The sequence below is a fragment of the Streptomyces sp. NPDC059564 genome (genome assembly GCF_042735575.1).
Lineage (GTDB): Bacteria > Actinomycetota > Actinomycetes > Streptomycetales > Streptomycetaceae > Streptomyces.
This window is the reverse complement of the sequence record NZ_JBHWBP010000164.1, coordinates 1-15,714: the sequence shown is the minus strand read 5'-3', so window position 1 is coordinate 15,714 and position 15,714 is coordinate 1. Positions and strand designations below refer to the sequence as shown.

Below are 15,714 nucleotides of genomic sequence, written 5' to 3'. Positions count from 1 at the left end.
CCGTCATGCTGGCCACCTCGATCGTGAACGTGGCCCTGCCCCAGATCCGCACGGGCGTCGGGCTGTCGGACAGTGGCACCACGTGGGTGGTCAACGCCTACGGCCTGGCCTTCGGCGCGCTGCTCCTGGCGGGCGGGAGGGCGGCGGACCTGCTCGGCCGCCGCCGGATGCTGCTGGCGGGACTCGCGGTGTTCGGCGCCTCCTCTCTGGCGGCGGGACTGGCCACCTCGTCCGCCGTGCTGATCGCGGCCCGAGCGATGCAGGGACTGGGCGCCGCGGCCATCGCCCCGGCCGCGCTGGCCCTCGTGATGGAGCTGTTCCCGCCCGGCCCCGGCCGGGGCAGAGCCCTGGGGGTGTGGGGTGCGGTCTCCGGCGCCGGAGGCGCGGCCGGAGTCCTCCTCGGCGGTGTCCTCACGCAGGCATGGGGCTGGCCGTGGATCTTCTACGCCGTCGCGATCGGCGCGCTCCTGGTCCTGGCCTCCGTCGCCGCCGCCCTGCCGGGGGTGCGACCCGTCAGCAACGGCCGGTTCGACCTGCTCGGCACCGCCACCGTGACCCTCTCGCTCACCTCCCTGGTGTGGGGGCTGACCACGGCCCGCCGCTCGGGCTGGACGGACACCGCCGTCCTCGCCGCCTTCGCCGTAACAGCCGTACTGGCGGTCGCGTTCCTCCTGGTCGAGCGCCGCCACCCGAATCCGCTGCTGCCGCCGAGGCTGTTCCGCGCCGGTCGCGTCACCTTCGGCAACGTGCTGATGACACTGCTGGGTTCGGTATGGATCGCGCTGTTCTTCTTCCTGCCGCTCTACCAGCAGCAGGTCCTCGGCTCCAGCCCGCTGGTCACCGGCCTGGGTCAACTCCCGCTCGCCGCGGCCAACATGCTCGGCTCCGCTCTCGCCCCGCGGATCTCCCGCCGGGCCGGCGCCACCGCCACGGTGACCGGCGCCCTGCTGGCCGAGGCCGCCGGACTGCTGTGGCTGTCCCGGATCAGTGCCCACGGCAGCTACCTCGCCGACGTCCTCGGCCCCAGCATCCTCATCGGTCTCGGCCTGAGCATCGCCTTCGTCCAGCTCACCGCCCTGTCCGTGGAGGGCGTCGACCGTCAGGACGCAGGGCTGGCCGGCGGGCTGGTCAACACCACCCGCCAGGTCGGCGGCGCGATCGGCCTCGCCGTCCTGGCCACCCTCGCCGGCACCACCACCCTCCACGCGGCCGCCCACCAGCCGCAACTGGAGGCGCTCACCGCCGGCTACCGCACCGCCTTCGGCATCTGCGCCGCCGTCCTCGCGGCCACCGCCGCGCTCGCCCTGCTCCTCACCCGCCGCACCGCGAGCGGCCCCTCCGACGCAAACCCGAGCCCGCGACCGCAACCCGCCACCGGCGCCCGCCACTGACCGCCGTACCCGCCCTACCCGTCCGACCCGTCCGACCGGGTTCGTAACCGACAGCACGTCAACCGAGAGGAAGAGCAACCACGTTCACCATCGACGAGACCGCCCCCGTCGACGCCGCGGCCGCCGAGCTCGGCCAGGCCCTCCACGACTCCCCGACCACCTGGCTCGCCGCCCTCAAGACCCGCACCGAGCGGACCGACTGACAGCCACCACCCACCGAGCCCGCCACATCTCCCATCCGTCACCGTCACCGTCACCGTCACACGAAGCGAGGTTCCTGCCATGACCACCGACACGAAGCCCTACCTGCTCGGCCACTACGCCCCGGCCGTCGACGAGATCACCGCCACCGGGCTCACCGTCGAGGGCAACCTGCCGCCGGAGCTGACCGGCCGCCTGATCCGCAACAGCCACAACCCCAAGCCCGGTGTCACCCCCACCCACTGGTTCAAGGGCAGCGGCATGGTCCACGGCATCCGCCTGCGCGACGGCCGCGCCGAGTGGTACCGCAACCGCTGGGTGCGCACCCCCGCCCTGGACGGCGCCCCCTACATGACCGAGCACGGCCCGGACCTGACGGCCAGCACCGCCGGCACCCACGTCATCGAGCACGCAGGACGCCTCCTCGCCCTGTGCGAGGCGAACGTCCCCTTCGAGCTCACCAGGGACCTCGACACGGTCGGCGCCTACGACTTCGGCGGCAAACTGCGCAGCGCGATGACCGCGCACCCGAAGACCGACCCGGTCACCGGCGAGCTGCACTTCTTCGGCTCCTCACCGTTCCCGCCCTTCCTCACGTACTACGTGGCCGATGCCAAGGGGCAGATCACCCACAGCGCCGAGGTGCCGGGGGCGACCGCCTCCCTCAAGCACGACTTCGCCGTCACCCGCAACCACGTCGTCTTCATCGAGGGCACCGTCACCTTCGACCCCGCCGAGCACTCCGGCATCCCGTACGGCTGGAACGACGCGCAGCCGGCCCGGATCGGCGTCATGCCCCGCGGCCCGGAAGGCGCGGCGAAGATCCGCTGGTTCTCCATCGAGCCGGGCAACATGCTGCACGCCGCCAACGCGTACGAGGACACCCGCGGCCGCATCGTGCTGGAGGGGCCGACCGTGGACCGTGAGGGCTTCCAGCTGTCCTGGAACTGGTGGGTCGGCGCTCCCGGCCGCGGCACCGAGCCCAACGCCCGCTCGTACAACCGCCGATGGGTCATCGACCTGGTCGCCGGCGGCGTCGACGAGCAGATCATCGACGACCTCGCCATCGAATTCCCCACCCTCAACGAGGACTTCCTCGGCGCCGAGCACCGCTACCAGTACGCGGTCTCCTTCCCCGACCAGGACGGCCGCGGCGGCTACGGCATCGTCAAGTACGACCGCACCACCGGCGCCCGACGCATCCACCAGGCCGGCGACGCCCGCCTGCCCAGCGAGGCCGTGTTCGTTCCCGCCGCCGGCGCCACCCGCGAGGACGACGGGTACCTGCTCACGGTCGTCTCCGACCTCAAGCAGGACGCCTCCCAGCTCCTGGTCCTGGACGCCTCGGGCCTCGACCGGATCGCGACGGTCCACCTCCCGCGCCGGGTCACCGGCGGCATCCACGGCGCCTGGATCCCCGACGGCGACCTCGAAGATTCCGACAACTGATCCGAGACCTGATCCGCCCCGGGCCCCGGGGGCGGCTCAGGAACGGGGCACTGCGGCGAGCGTGTTCAGCACCGCCAAGTGGTGGTCCTCCTCGAAGGTCCGGAGCAGGTCCGCCGCGACGCTCAGCGCGATCGTGGCGGGTTCCTTGCCGGTGATCCCGGTCAGTCCGATCGGGGTCTTGATCCGGTCGATGGTGGCGGCGTCGTGGCCGCCCTCGGTGGCCAGGCGCTGGCGGAACCGCGTCCATTTGGCGGACGAGCCGATCAGCCCGATCGAGCCGAGACCGAAGGTGCGCAGGGCGGCGTCGCACAGTGCGGCGTCCTCGGCGTGATCGTGGGTCATGATCAGGACGTGGGTGCCGGGTGGCAGCTCCGCGAGCACCTCCTCCGGAAGCAGCGGGGTGTGGTGCACGTGGATCTGCGCCACCGCGTCCGCGAGCACTCCGAGCCGTTCGTCGGTGAGCATGTCGGGTCGGGTGTCGATCAGGTGCAGATCGAGGTTGTGGCGGGCCAGGATGCGTGCCAGTTCCAGTCCGACGTGCCCGACGCCGAAGACCGCCACCGCCTGGACCACCGGCAGGGGTTCGAGCAGTACGCAGACGGCTCCGCCGCAGCACTGCACGCCGTGCCGGCCGGTGACCTTGTCGTTGAGGGCGAATTCCATCAGCTCCGGCTCCGGATCGGCCGCCGCGTTCAGTTCGCGCGCCCGGTCGATGGCGACGGCCTCGATGTTGCCGCCGCCGATCGAACCCCAGGTCTCGGTCCGTCCCACGACGAGTTTGGCACCGGCCCGGCGCGGCGCGTGGCCGCGCACGGTCGCGACGGTCACGAGCACGCCGGGTTCCCGGCGTGCCCGCAACCGCGCGACCGCGGCCACCCAGCTCATGTCAGGCATGGCTCAAAGTGCCGGCGTCGGCGGGGGCCCCGCTGCCGACGGGCGCGTGACCGTCGTGCCGCGCGCCGCCGCTGCGAGCCGCTTCGATCGCCCAGTACACCGCCTCCGGTGTCGCGGGGGAGGCGAGTTCCACGCTGGCTCCGGCGGGCCCGAACGCCGCGGCGGCCTGCCGCAACGCTTCTCGCACCGAGAAGGCCAGCATCAGCGGAGGTTCGCCCACCGCCTTGGACCCGTAGACCGCGCCCTCCTCGGTGGCGTTCTCCATCAGCCTGACGTTGAACTCCTCGGGCATCTCCGAGAAGCTCGGCAGCTTGTAGGTGCTCGCCGCCTGGGTCAGCAGCCGGCCGCGGTTCGGCCCGTCGCCGGCGTCCCACCGCAGGTCCTCCAGCGTCAGCCAGCCCGCGCCCTGCACGAAACCGCCCTCGACCTGACCGATGTCGATCATCGGGGAGAGGCTGTCTCCGACATCGTGGACGATGTCCACCCGCCGGATCCGGTACGCGCCCGTGAAGCCGTCCACCTCCACCTCGGTCGCGGCGGCGCCGTAGGAGAAGTACTTGAACGGGGAGCCCTGGAAGGCCTTCGCGTCCCAGTGCAGGCCCTCGGTCCGGTAGAAGCCGGCCGCCGACAACTGGACCCGCTGGAAGTACGCGGTGCGCACCAGATCGTCCCAGGCCAGTTCCTTGTCGTTGCCGAGGACGCGTGCGACGCCCTCGACGATGCGCACGTCCGAGGCGTTCGCGCCCAGCTGTGTGCCCGCCACCTGGAGCAGCCGCTCGCGGATCTGCTCGCAGGCGTTCTTCACCGCCGCGCCGTTGAGGTCCGCCCCGGCGCTGGCGGCGGTGGCGGAGGTGTTGGGCACCTTGTCCGTGCGCGTCGGGGCCAGCCGCACCTTGTGCAGCGGGATGCCCAGCGTGGTCGCGGCCACCTGCAGCATCTTGGTATGCAGGCCCTGCCCCATCTCGGTGCCGCCGTGGTTGATCAGGACGGAGCCGTCCTTGTAGACGAGCACCAGCGCGCCGGCCTGGTTGAACGCGGTCAGGTTGAACGAGATCCCGAACTTGATCCCGGTGAGCGCGAGCGCCCGCTTGGTGTTCGGGTGCACGGCGTTGAAGGCCGCGATCTCGCGCTTGCGACCGGCGATGCCGGCGTCGTCCTGGACCTGCCGCCAGATGGTGGAGATCCGTTCGGGATGGGGGACCGGCTGTCCGTACGGCGTGGACTGGCCCTGCCGGTAGAAGTTGCGTTCGCGCAGCTCCATCGGATCCAGGCCGAGCAGTGGCGCGCACCGGCCCATGATGTCCTCGATCACCAGCATGCCCTGCGGTCCGCCGAAGCCGCGGAAGGCGGTGTTGGAGACCTTGTTGGTCTTGGCGATGCGGCCGGCGACGCGCGCGTTGGGGATCCAGTAGGTGTTGTCGATGTGGCACAGCGCTCGGGCCACCACGGGCTCGGACAGGTCCAGGCTCCAGCCGCCGTCCGCGGTCAAGGTGGCGTCCAGGGCCTGGATGCGGCCCTCGGCGTCGAAGCCGATCTTCCACGTGGCGTGGAACCCGTGGCGCTTGCCGGACATGGTCAGGTCCTGGGTCCGGTTGAGCCGCACCCGGACCGGACGGCCGGTCAGCATGGCGCCGAGCGCGGCGACGGCCGCGAACCCGTGCGGCTGCATCTCCTTCCCGCCGAAGCCCCCACCCATCCGCAGGCACTGCACGGTCACCTCGTGGCTGTGCAGGCCGAGCACGTGCGCGACGATCTCCTGCGTCTCCGAGGGATGCTGGGTGCTGCTCTGGACGAACATCTGCCCGTTCTCGTCGACTTGGGCCAGCGCCGCGTGCGTCTCGAGATAGAAGTGCTCCTGATCGGAGAACTGGAACTCCCCGGTGAACACGTGCGCCGAGTCGTCGAATCCGGCGTCGACGTCACCGGTCAGCATCACGGGCCGGGCGCCGTGGAAACTGTTCGCGGCGATCGCTTCCGACAGCGTGACCAGGGAGGGCCGCTCTTCGAGTTCCACCTCGACGGCCGCGGCGCCGAGCCGGGCCGCCTCCAGGGTCTCGCCGAGCACCCAGGCGACCGCGTGGCCGTGGAACATGACCTCGTCGGGGAAGAGCGGCTCGTCGTGCTTCATTCCGGCGTCGTTGACGCCGGGCACGTCCTCGCCGGTCAGTACGCGGACCACCCCGGGCACGGCGAGCGCGGGCCCGGTGCGCAGCGCGGCGATCCTGCCGTGGGCCTTCATGACCTGGACCGGGTAGGCGTGCAGTACGTCCTTGGTGCGGTGGACCAGGTCGTCGGTGTAGAGCGCGCTGCCGGTGACGTGCAGGTTCGCGCTCTCGTGCGGCATGGAAACGCCGACGACGGGCTTTTCGGGACGCTCGGACAACTGGCTCATGACGACACCGCCTCGGTGGTTTGCGCGTACAGCTTCAGCAGGCTCTGGCCGAGCATCGCGGAACGGTAGACGGCACTGGCGCGATGATCGCTCATCGGTGTCCCCTCGCCCCGCAGCACACGGGCCGCGGCCTCGACGGTCTGCGCCGTCCACGGCTCGCCCTCCAGGGCCGCCTCGGTGGCCAGGGCGCGGATCGGGGTGGCGGCCACGCCGCCCAGGCCGATGCGTGCCTTGCGGACGGTCCCGTCCTCGATGTCGAGCGCGAAGGCGATCGCCACACTGGAGATGTCGTCGAAGCGCCGCTTGGCGATCTTGTGGAAGGCCGTGACCGGCGACAGCGGCAGCGGGACGCGCACGGCGCGGATCAGCTCGCCGGGACGGCGCACGCTCTGCCGGTAGCCGGTGAAGTAGTCGCAGAGGGGGACCTCGCGCTGACCGTCGGCGCCGGCGAGCACCACCGACGCCTCCAGCGCGAGCAGCACCGGCGGGCTGTCACCGATGGGGGAGCCGGTTCCCAGGTTGCCGCCGAGGGTCGCACTGTTGCGGATGAGCCGGGACGCGAACTGCGGGAACAGCTCCGCCAGCAGCGGGACTCGGCCGTCGAGGCGGCGTTCGATCTCCGTGAGCGTCTGCGCCGCCCCGATCTCGATGCTGTCCGATGCGACGTTCAACTCCCGCAGTTCGGGCAGCCGGTCGACCGCGACCACACAATCGGCCCGGCGGGAACGGATGTTCACCTCCACGCCCCAGTCGGTGCTTCCGGCGACCACCACCGCGTCGGGCCGCTCACGCAGCAGCCGCAGGGCATCGGCCAAGGTGCTCGGCCGCAGGAACGCGCTGTCGTCCCGGATGTATGCGGTGGCGACCGGTGCGGGCGGGGACTGCTCGCGACGCTGCGCCAAGGGATCGTCCTCGGCGGGCGTACCGACGGCGAACGCGGCATCGCGGATCGGGCGGTATCCGGTGCAGCGGCACAGGTTTCCGCTCAGCGCGTGCAGATCGAAACCGTTCGGACCGTGCTCGGAGTCGCTGCCGTCGGCCGGGTCCGGGTGCGCGCAGCGGTCGGGCCGGTAGTACTCGGAGGCCATGCTGCAGATGAATCCCGGCGTGCAGTAACCGCATTGGGAGCCGCCGCGGACGGCCATCTCCTCCTGTACGGGGTGCAGCGCGGTGGGCGTGCCGGACTCGCCGACGGTGGCGAGACCCTCGGAGGTGATGACCTCCTGACCGTCGAGCGCCGCGACCGGGACCAGGCAGGCGTTGACCGCCACCCAGTCGGTGGGCTTGTCCACCCCGGGCCGGGCCACCAGGACCGAACAGGCGCCGCATTCACCCTCTGCGCAGCCCTCCTTGGTGCCGGTGAGGCCGCGCTCGCGCAGGAAATCCAGCGCCGTGGTGTGGGGGGCGGCCGGTGAAATCGGTGTTTCTCTCCCGTTGACCGTGATCCGCGCCGCTACCATGACATGTCCTCATTTCGGCGCATTGTCGGTCTGACTGTCCTAGTCGCCATTTCAGGTGCTTTCTCTTTCAGTGGCGCAGCTCGATAACGCGGAGCGCGACAAATCGGCACGCAGCGATGTGCCGTGAGGGGTGACAGAGATGCGGAAGCCGCCGGGGCCGCGATGGGGCACTCCGGCGAGGGGGCTGTTCAGCAGCCGTGGGCTACGCGACCCGGAGCCCAGGCGGTCTGGTGAGCGAGGGGAAGCGTTTCGGAGATGGTCGACATCCGGCTTCGCCTCCTTCCAGTAGCCCGTGGGTCGGTGCGGTCGAAGTTACGTTGCCGCAGGTTCGCAGGTCAAGCCGATGTCGGTCGATTCCACAACGGGTGGCCAGTTTGTGCGGGGGGTTCTCGTACGCGACTCCAGTCCCGTCGGTGTCGTTGACGACGGGACCCGGGCGCCGGCTCAGACCACCGTGACGCGGGCCAGCGCCCACGACGTGTGGTCGAAGGAGGTCTTGTTGTTGGCGTCCTCCACCACCAGCCGCAGGACCCGCACGCCCCGCACGTCCACGTCCACCGCCACCGGACCGGTGGCCGCCGTGAGCGTCGGGGTGGTCAGCAGCAGCCGGTCGTCGCCGTACACCTTGGCGCGGGTCGCGCCGGCCGGGCTCTGCTTCGCCGAGAAGTCGTCGATGCCGACCAGGGCGGTGAAGCGGTTGCCCGCGGCACCCAGGTGGAAGGCGATGTCACTGGGGGCGTGGACGCCGAGGCCCTTGGCGTACTGCGTACCGCCGAAGGCGATCGGGGGGCCGTCCCCCGCGGCGTTTTTGCCGTTGGAGGCGTCCCGCTCGACCGGGCCCCACCCGTTGCCGGCGGAGATCCACTCCAGGTCGGAGAGGTACGAGTCCTTCGTCGGCGCGGGCGGCGGCGTCGGCACCGTACCGGACGTGCGATAGGTGACCGTCCCGCCCGGCGCCAGTGCCGTTCCCTCGGCCGTGAGGTTCCAGCCCGTTCCGGCGGGCGCGTCGGCGGGCGGGGTGACCTTCCAGGTGGCGTCGAGCTGGGCACCGGCGGCGAGTTGCCCGCCGGTGGTCGCCGTGGTCGCGGTCACCGTCCAGCCGGCCGGGACGCGCAGCGCGAGCGCCGCCGAGGACCAGGCCTTGGCGGAGCCGTTGGCGAGCGACGCGGTGACGGTGAACGCCTGCCCTGGAAAGGCGATCTGAGGCAGAGTCAGGCGCACGCCGAACGCCTTGCGGGGGTAGCTGTCCTGCCAAGAGGAGCGCATCAACGCCACCAGCGCGGCCGCCGTCGAGGGGTGTGCGTCGAGGACGTTGCGGGTTTCCCCCAGGTCGGCGGCCAGGTCGTAGAGCTCGACCTGCCACTTGTCGTCGGGGAGGGTGTGGTTGCGTTCGGGGGCGAAGCGCACCGCCTTCCAGTTGTCCCGCCGCACCGCTTCGGCCAGCCACGTGGCCCGCTGGGCGTCCTGTGCGTTGGCCCGGCTGGTGACACCCAGCTCGTCACGGAACCAGTAGAGGTGGCCGTGGCGGGCCGCGTCGGGGCTTCCGGCCAGCAGCGGGGCGGCCGAGAGGCCGTCCACGTCGGAGGGTGCCGGGGCGCCGCCGAGTTCGGCGAGGGTGGGAAGGATGTCGGTGAGCGGGGTGGGGCGGTCGCTGGTGCCCCGTGCGACGCGGCCCGGACCCCAGGCGATGAGCGGGACGCGCACCCCGCCCTCGTACAGGTTGCGCTTGTAGCCGCGCAGGGGGCCGTTGGCGTCGAAGAGGTCCGGGTTGACGCCGCCCTCCTCGTGCGGCCCGTTGTCGCTGGTGACCAGCAGGACCGTGTCGTCCTCCAGGCCCAGCGCGCGCAGCCGGTCCACGACCTTGCCGACCAGTGCGTCGAAGTAACTGACCTGCGCCGCATGGCCCTTGTTCGCGGCCGTCCAGCTCTGGGCGGCGTACGCGCTGGTGTCGGGCACGTCACTGGGGGCGTGTGGCACGTTCGGCGTCAGGAACAGCAGGAACGGCTCGTCCTTGTGCGTGCCGATGAACTCCAGGGCATGCTGTTCGATCAGGTCGGGGGCGTAAACCGCCTTCGTGCCACCCGCGTTGGCGGGGATGGGCTCCTTGGCCCCGTTGTGCCAGAGGTACTCGGGGTAGTACTGGTGCGCGTGGCCGTGGTCGATGTAGCCGTAGAACTCCTCGAAGCCGCGGGCGGCCGGGTGGCTGTCCTGGTCGGCCGCTTCCGGACCGAAGCCCCATTTGCCGATGACGGCGGTCCGGTAGCCGCGGGCCTTCAGAACCTGGGCGAAGGTGGTGTCGGTCGCGGTGAGCGAGCCCTGGGCGGCGGAGGGGTTCGCGCGCACCGTGGAGTGGCCGGTGTGCAGTCCGGTGAGAAGGGAGCAGCGCGACGGCGCGCAGACGGCCGCGGTCGAGTACGCGTCGGTGAAGCGCAGCCCCTCGGTGGCCAGCCCGTCCAGACGTGGGGTGGTGATCAGCTTCTGTCCGTACGCGCCGAGTTCGCCGTAGCCGAGGTCGTCGGCCAGGACGACGATGAGGTTCGGCGAGCGCGTGGGAGTCGGCGTCTGTACCGCCGCCTGCGTCGTCCGAGCCGCCGCGGGTGTGGCCGAGGCGGCTGCGGGCAGGGCCGTCAAGCCGAGCGCGGCGGCCGAACCGGCCAGGAAGTGACGGCGGCTTGACATCGGGGAACTCCTTGAAGCTGCTGCGCTGTGCGCACCGCGGACCGGTCATGGGCGTGCAGCCGATGATGAGCGTGCGGCGGGCTCCCGGGCCATGCACGGCGTATGAAGATCGTGTGACAGGGAGCCCGGCGCGGTTCTCTCGGAGCGGCAGGCGGGCGACATTGGCCACGTCAGAGCCGTTGGGAGAGGTGGGGAGGGCTGTGCCGATCGAGATTGCCGGGGCCGGGGCCGAGGGCAGGGTGGGGCTGAGCGCCGACGGGCACGGTGGGGCGTGCTGTGCCCCTCGTCACGCGCCGCCTGCCGCCGGCCGGAGGTCGCGGGGACCGTCGGCGGTGCTGCCGGCGTCCCACGTCCGAGCGACCACCGAGATGGTGGCGCTGCCCGGCGGCACGTTCCGGATGGGCAACGAGGACGGCACCGCGAACCCGCTCGACGGCGAGGGGCCGGTCCGCGAGGTGACGGTCGCCCCCTTCCGCATCGACGTCCACGCCGTCGACAACACCGAGTTCGGCCGTTTCGTGGAGCAGACGGGATACCTCACGGTCGCGGAGGCCGCCGGCTGGTCGTACGTCTTCGCGGGGCTGATCGAGCCGGAGCTCGTCCTCGCCTCACCCGCCCCGCGGGGTACTCCGTGGTGGCGGGCGGTCGAGGGCGCCTCGTGGCGCAGCCCGTACGGTCCCGGTTCCGTGCCCGAGCCCGGGCATCCGGTGGTCCACGTGGCGTGGCAGGACGCGACCGCGTACGCCGCCTGGGCCGGAAAGCGGCTGCCGACCGAGGCGGAGTGGGAGTACGCGGCGCGCGGCGGGCTCGACCAGGCGCGCTACCCGTGGGGCGACGTCCTGGCCCCCGGCGGGGTCTGGCGCTGCAACATCTGGCAGGGCGAGTTTCCGCTGGTCAACACGGAGGAGGACGGCCACCTGGGCGCGGCGCCGGTGGACGCGTACGAGCCCAACGGGTACGGGCTGTACAACACCGTCGGCAACGTGTGGGAGTGGACGGCCGACGAGTTCGCCCCCGGCAGCGGTACGCGGGCGATGCGCGGGGGCTCGTACCTGTGCCACGACTCGTACTGCAACCGGTACCGCACCGCGGCCCGCACGGGGAACACCGAGGACAGCAGTACGGGCCACGTGGGATTCCGCTGCGTGGCCGCGCCCTGAGCGGGCGGCTCGCTCCCCCTCATGGGGGAGCGGCATCACCTCCCCGGCTGACGACTCGCCGTCGACGATCGAAGACGGTAGGCGCATGCCCATCAACACGGTTCGCGTTCGCCCAACCGCGACTTCATACGATACGGAGCGGTCCGTCCCGAGATGGGCGGTCATCACCGCCCGTGCGATCCCTTGGGTTCTGCTGCCCCAGTGTCTGTGGCGGTTGCCGTTCGCCTTCGACTTCGACATGGGGCTGATCGATCCGAACGCGCCGGCCTGGGTGTGGTGGGCGGTGCCCTACGTCTTCGGGCTCAGTGTGCTGTCGGAGGCGTTGGCGTTGCTCGGTCTCGGCCTGGTGCGGGGATGGGGCGAGGTCGCGCCCGTCTGGCTGCCGGTGATAGGGGGGAAGCGCGTTCCGCCGTTCGTGGCGATAGTCCCCGCCACACTCGGCGGCCTGGTCTTGACCGCGCTGTGGGGAAGCGTGCTGCTCTCCTGGCTGCACGTCCCCGGGTTCCACGGTCTCGGGTACTCCAGCGGGTGGTGGGAGGCTCTGGCGATGGTGTGTGTCGCACCGGGGATGCTGTGGGGCCCGATGCTGCTGGCGCTCACCCACGGCTACTACGTGCGTCGCTGCCGGCCTGTCGAGGGTCACTGAGCTTGTCGCCGGCTCACGAAGCGTCGGAGACAGGACTCAAGGAATACGGTGTGCGAAGAGGGTTCTCATGGTGCGAGCGGGACTGTCCGTGTAGCGTCAGCGCCAGCTGTCATGGTTCCGAAGTACCGGTCGCCCGTGAGCGCAGGTTCGCGGGCGGTTTTGCTGTTCACAGTCTCTGAGGACCAGGGCGATCACCTCCGGCTTCCGCATGGTGCGGAACCGGTTTCGAGTCCCTTGGAGGACACATGGCCAGCGGAACCGTCAAGTGGTTCAACTCGGAAAAGGGCTTCGGCTTCATCGAGCAGGACGGCGGCGGCCCTGACGTCTTCGCCCACTACTCGAACATCGCCGCCCAGGGCTTCCGCGAGCTTCAGGAGGGCCAGAAGGTGAACTTCGACGTCACCCAGGGCCAGAAGGGCCCCCAGGCGGAGAACATCACCCCCGCCTGAGCCTTCGCTCCTTGAGCGGGCGCCGCTGTATCAGCGGCGTTGTCGTAGGAAGGCCCGGCCGGGCTGGTTTTGCCGGCCGGGCCTTTCTCTGTCTACCTGCAGCCCCGCAGCCCCGCAGCACCTTCGAATTGAAGGAGTAGGGCCGGTTTCGGCCTTTCGAACATCTGTTAGTGTGCCCGCGCTTGGTGTTCATCCATCATTCCGTTTCCCCTCGAGCGCGGAGCGTCCGAGGGTTGTTGCGAGGTGTCTTGTACGTGTACAGCACTCCGTTTTCCCCCGCAGAGGGCAGATCCGCGCGAGCCCGCATGGGTCTGACCGTGCCCCAGGTGGCCGCCTCCATGGCGTCCTGCGGCACTCCGGTCCACCCCGAGCTGGTCCTGGCGTGGGAGCAGGGCTCCCATGTGCCGTCCGACCAGCACCTCTTCGCGCTGGCCGATGCGCTGTGGTGCGACCCGGTCACCCTCATGGGGACCGGGCCGAGGACGCTGACCGAGTTCCGGCTGGCCCGCCGGCTCAGCGTGGAGCGGCTGGCGTACCACCTGGGCATGGACCCGTCCGAGTACCGCGCGGCCGAGTCGGCGCGGCGATGGCACGGCGACGCGCGGCAGACGAGGGTCCTGGTGGAGGCCCTGGGGCTGTCCTTGCGCACACTGACCGGAATCATGGGCCGGGTCGACGAGTTGGAGGAGCATCTGCGGTCGGCTATCGCCGGGCGGTGGAAGGTTCATGTCGATCCGGTGGTGGAGATCGTCGCCGTGGACGCGACGAGCGTGGGCGATGCGCTGCGAACGATGCACACGGAGTTCTCCGGGTTCTCCGAGCGGTACATGGGGCACCTGGTCGCCCGCAATGACGACTCCAGGCTCAAGGAGATCGCGGCGGAACGCGCGGCGTATCTGCGCCGCCTGGTCGACCACTTCTGGGAGTTGATCGGCGAAGAGGCCGAGGCGTCGCCGTACCCGGCGGCGGGCGGCTGATGCGCGGTACCGCGGCGCGCGCCGCGGCAGCGGGCCGGAACGGGTAGGGAATCCGCCCCGGCCCGCTGCGCGGCCGGCTCGTCAACGGGTCAGTGGGCGAGTGCTCCGATGCCCGGACCGGCGGGCCCGCTGTCCTCGATGTCGTCCCAGTCGATCTCCATCGTGCTGCGGCTGGTGAAGACGTTGAAGAGCAGGTTCAGGGCGATGGCGGTGAGGGCGCCCAGCGTGATCCCGCTGCCCAGTACGGCCCGGACGCTGTCCGGCATCCGGTCGAAGAACGGCGCGACCGTGGTCGGCAGCAGCGCCGCGCCGAGACTGACCGCCAGGATCAGGGTGTTGCGCTCCTCGCGCAGATCGGCCTTCCCCAGGATCTGCACGCCGACCGCGGCGACGATGCCGAACATGGAGACCGCCGCCCCGCCGAGTACCGGGTGGGGGACCGAGGCCACCAGGCTGCCGGCCTTCGGCAGCAGCCCGAGTACGACCATGAGCACTCCGGCCGCCACCACCACGTAGCGGCTCATGATCTTGGACATGCGGACGAGGCCGATGTTCTCCGCGAACGCCACGTACGGGAACGAGTTGAGGATGCCGCCGAGGACCGTCGCCACGCCGTCGGCGCGCAGGGCCCGCGCGACCGTGTCGGCGTCGACCTTCCTGCGGGTGATCTCCCCGATGGCGTACACGTCGCCCGTGGTCTCCACCATCGTGATCAGCATGACGACGAGCATCGCGACGATCGGGAACAGCTCGAACCGCGGCATGCCGTAGTGGAACGGCGTGGTGACCCCGAACCAGTCGGCCTGCTCCACCACGCCCAAATCGACGTCCCCGAAGAGCCACGCGGCCGTCGTGCCTGCCGCGAGCCCGAGCAGGACGGCGAGGCTGCTGAGGAGCGGCTTGCCGACCCGGACCAGGGCCAGGATGAAGAGCAGGGTGCCCAGCGCGTACGCGAGGCTCTTCGGAGCCCCGTACGCGGGCGTGCCGATGAGGTGCGCGCCGCCGGCCGCGTCCTGGAGGGCCACCGGTATCAGGGTGATGCCGATGATGGTGAGGATCGTGCCGATGACGACCGGCGGGAAGTACTTCACCAGCTTGCTGAAGAGCGGTGCCAGCGCGAACGTGGCCATGCCCGCCGTGATCACCGCTCCGTAGACGACGAGCAGCCCGGCGGTACCGCCGCCCGCTCCCATCCCGATGGCGATCATGGGTGAGACCGCGGTGAAGGTCACGCCTTGGACCAGGGGCAGCCTGGCGCCGACCTTCCAGACTCCCAGAGCCTGGATGATCGAGGCCACGCCGCAGGTCAGGAGGTCCGCGTTGACGAGGTGGACGAGCTCCTGGCGGCTGAGTCCGAGCGCGTTTCCGAGCAGGACCGGGACGATGACCGCCGCAGCGTAGAACGCGAGCACGTGCTGGAAGCCGTACAGGGCGAGTTGGGGGATCGGGAGCAACTCGTCGACAGGGTGGGTCTTCTGCCGGGAGGACTGTCTGGGAACTCTTGCCATCTCTGCCTTGCCTTCGCGAGAGGTAGGTGAATGAGAAAACCGCCGCCCTCCAGCCCTGGATGACAGGACGAGGGCAGGCCGGCTCGCACTGAGCCGACGCCGGGCGGTGTTGCCGACACCACGTCGCTCTGCATGCATACACGTCCTGGATTGGCAGGACATCCTTCGATCGACACATCGGACCCGTGGTTGATCATGGGATCCGAAGGAATCTCGACCGAGGGCGCTCACCATAGCCAAAGGCTGTGTTTCCTCGCGAGTAACCGGAGTCGGGCAGCGCGGTGGGCACGTGTCGAGTCGTCGTGATCGTCCGTGCCCACTCGGAATGCGGAGCTCGCACCCCGGAGCGAAAATGGGCAGGGATCGGTGTCGGCTCTTCCCTAGACGTCGAGGGCGCCATGAGGCGTACAGACATCCCACCTGTGGTTCTCATCGAAGTCACCATTGAACCCAGGTCAAAGGGTGACCAGGAGAAGCTGGATGTCGCCATCCGGCGTCTGGCGGAGGT

11 protein-coding genes are annotated in these 15,714 nt (G+C 70.6%); 6 read left to right on the top strand and 5 right to left on the bottom strand.

The window, feature by feature from the left end; genetic code table 11:
• Together ACFV0Q_RS24800 and ACFV0Q_RS24795 are read left to right on the top strand one after the other, a co-directional pair.
• A partial coding sequence (locus ACFV0Q_RS24800; protein WP_385008556.1) for a DHA2 family efflux MFS transporter permease subunit occupies nucleotides 1-1,391 on the top strand: 1,391 nt, incomplete at its 5' end.
• Between the two features lie 282 nt (nucleotides 1,392-1,673).
• Nucleotides 1,674-3,041 carry a carotenoid oxygenase family protein gene (locus ACFV0Q_RS24795; RefSeq protein WP_385008555.1) on the top strand — a complete coding sequence of 456 codons (1,368 nt, stop codon included), beginning with the start codon at nucleotides 1,674-1,676 and terminating at the stop codon, nucleotides 3,039-3,041.
• Nucleotides 3,042-3,077: 36 nt separating this feature from the next.
• On the opposite strand, the gene xdhC is transcribed toward ACFV0Q_RS24795, so the two are convergent.
• From xdhC to ACFV0Q_RS24775, 4 genes are all read right to left on the bottom strand, one after another.
• Complete coding sequence (gene xdhC / locus ACFV0Q_RS24790) at nucleotides 3,078-3,926, bottom strand: xanthine dehydrogenase accessory protein XdhC (RefSeq protein WP_385008557.1); 849 nt, start codon at nucleotides 3,924-3,926, stop codon at nucleotides 3,078-3,080.
• 1 nt (nucleotide 3,927) lies between these two features.
• Entirely contained in the window at nucleotides 3,928-6,327 is a 2,400-nt protein-coding gene (gene xdhB / locus ACFV0Q_RS24785; RefSeq protein ID WP_385008554.1) for a xanthine dehydrogenase molybdopterin binding subunit, read from the bottom strand.
• The gene (locus tag ACFV0Q_RS24780; protein WP_385008553.1) at nucleotides 6,324-7,787 is read right to left on the bottom strand and encodes a xanthine dehydrogenase small subunit; all 1,464 of its coding nucleotides are present in this window, start codon (nucleotides 7,785-7,787) and stop codon (nucleotides 6,324-6,326) included. Before ACFV0Q_RS24780 ends, xdhB begins: the two co-directional genes overlap by 4 nt.
• Before the next feature lie 444 nt (nucleotides 7,788-8,231).
• Nucleotides 8,232-10,466, bottom strand: a complete 2,235-nt coding sequence (locus ACFV0Q_RS24775; RefSeq protein WP_385008552.1) for a sulfatase-like hydrolase/transferase — start codon at nucleotides 10,464-10,466, stop codon at nucleotides 8,232-8,234.
• A gap of 332 nt (nucleotides 10,467-10,798) precedes the next feature.
• Between ACFV0Q_RS24775 and ACFV0Q_RS24770 the strand changes: the two genes are divergently transcribed.
• The 4 genes from ACFV0Q_RS24770 (at nucleotide 10,799) to ACFV0Q_RS24755 (ending at nucleotide 13,698) form a co-directional block, all read left to right on the top strand.
• Nucleotides 10,799-11,626, top strand: a complete 828-nt coding sequence (locus tag ACFV0Q_RS24770) for a formylglycine-generating enzyme family protein (protein WP_385008551.1) — start codon at nucleotides 10,799-10,801, stop codon at nucleotides 11,624-11,626.
• A gap of 85 nt (nucleotides 11,627-11,711) precedes the next feature.
• The gene (locus ACFV0Q_RS24765) at nucleotides 11,712-12,272 is read left to right on the top strand and encodes a hypothetical protein (protein WP_385008550.1); all 561 of its coding nucleotides are present in this window, start codon (nucleotides 11,712-11,714) and stop codon (nucleotides 12,270-12,272) included.
• 245 nt (nucleotides 12,273-12,517) lie between these two features.
• A complete protein-coding gene (locus tag ACFV0Q_RS24760; protein WP_030861277.1) occupies nucleotides 12,518-12,721 on the top strand; it encodes a cold-shock protein in 204 nt (67 codons plus the stop codon).
• 305 nt (nucleotides 12,722-13,026) lie between these two features.
• On the top strand, nucleotides 13,027-13,698 hold the full coding sequence (locus tag ACFV0Q_RS24755; protein WP_385008549.1) for a transcriptional regulator: 672 nt from the start codon (nucleotides 13,027-13,029) through the stop codon (nucleotides 13,696-13,698).
• Between the two features lie 89 nt (nucleotides 13,699-13,787).
• Here the strand turns inward: ACFV0Q_RS24755 and ACFV0Q_RS24750 are convergent, their stop codons facing one another.
• Nucleotides 13,788-15,206, bottom strand: coding sequence for a nucleobase:cation symporter-2 family protein (locus ACFV0Q_RS24750; protein WP_385008548.1), 1,419 nt, complete (start codon nucleotides 15,204-15,206; stop codon nucleotides 13,788-13,790).
• Between the last annotated feature and the right edge of the window lie 508 nt (nucleotides 15,207-15,714).

Coding starts and splice junctions, on each gene's coding strand:
- ACFV0Q_RS24795 (WP_385008555.1), top strand. CDS start 1,674: ATGACCACCGACACGAAGCCCTACCTGCTCGGCCACTACGCCCCGGCC.
- xdhC (WP_385008557.1), bottom strand. CDS start 3,926: ATGAGCTGGGTGGCCGCGGTCGCGCGGTTGCGGGCACGCCGGGAACCC.
- xdhB (WP_385008554.1), bottom strand. CDS start 6,327: ATGAGCCAGTTGTCCGAGCGTCCCGAAAAGCCCGTCGTCGGCGTTTCC.
- ACFV0Q_RS24780 (WP_385008553.1), bottom strand. CDS start 7,787: ATGGTAGCGGCGCGGATCACGGTCAACGGGAGAGAAACACCGATTTCA.
- ACFV0Q_RS24775 (WP_385008552.1), bottom strand. CDS start 10,466: ATGTCAAGCCGCCGTCACTTCCTGGCCGGTTCGGCCGCCGCGCTCGGC.
- ACFV0Q_RS24765 (WP_385008550.1), top strand. CDS start 11,712: ATGCCCATCAACACGGTTCGCGTTCGCCCAACCGCGACTTCATACGAT.
- ACFV0Q_RS24760 (WP_030861277.1), top strand. CDS start 12,518: ATGGCCAGCGGAACCGTCAAGTGGTTCAACTCGGAAAAGGGCTTCGGC.
- ACFV0Q_RS24755 (WP_385008549.1), top strand. CDS start 13,027: ATGGGTCTGACCGTGCCCCAGGTGGCCGCCTCCATGGCGTCCTGCGGC.
- ACFV0Q_RS24750 (WP_385008548.1), bottom strand. CDS start 15,206: ATGGCAAGAGTTCCCAGACAGTCCTCCCGGCAGAAGACCCACCCTGTC.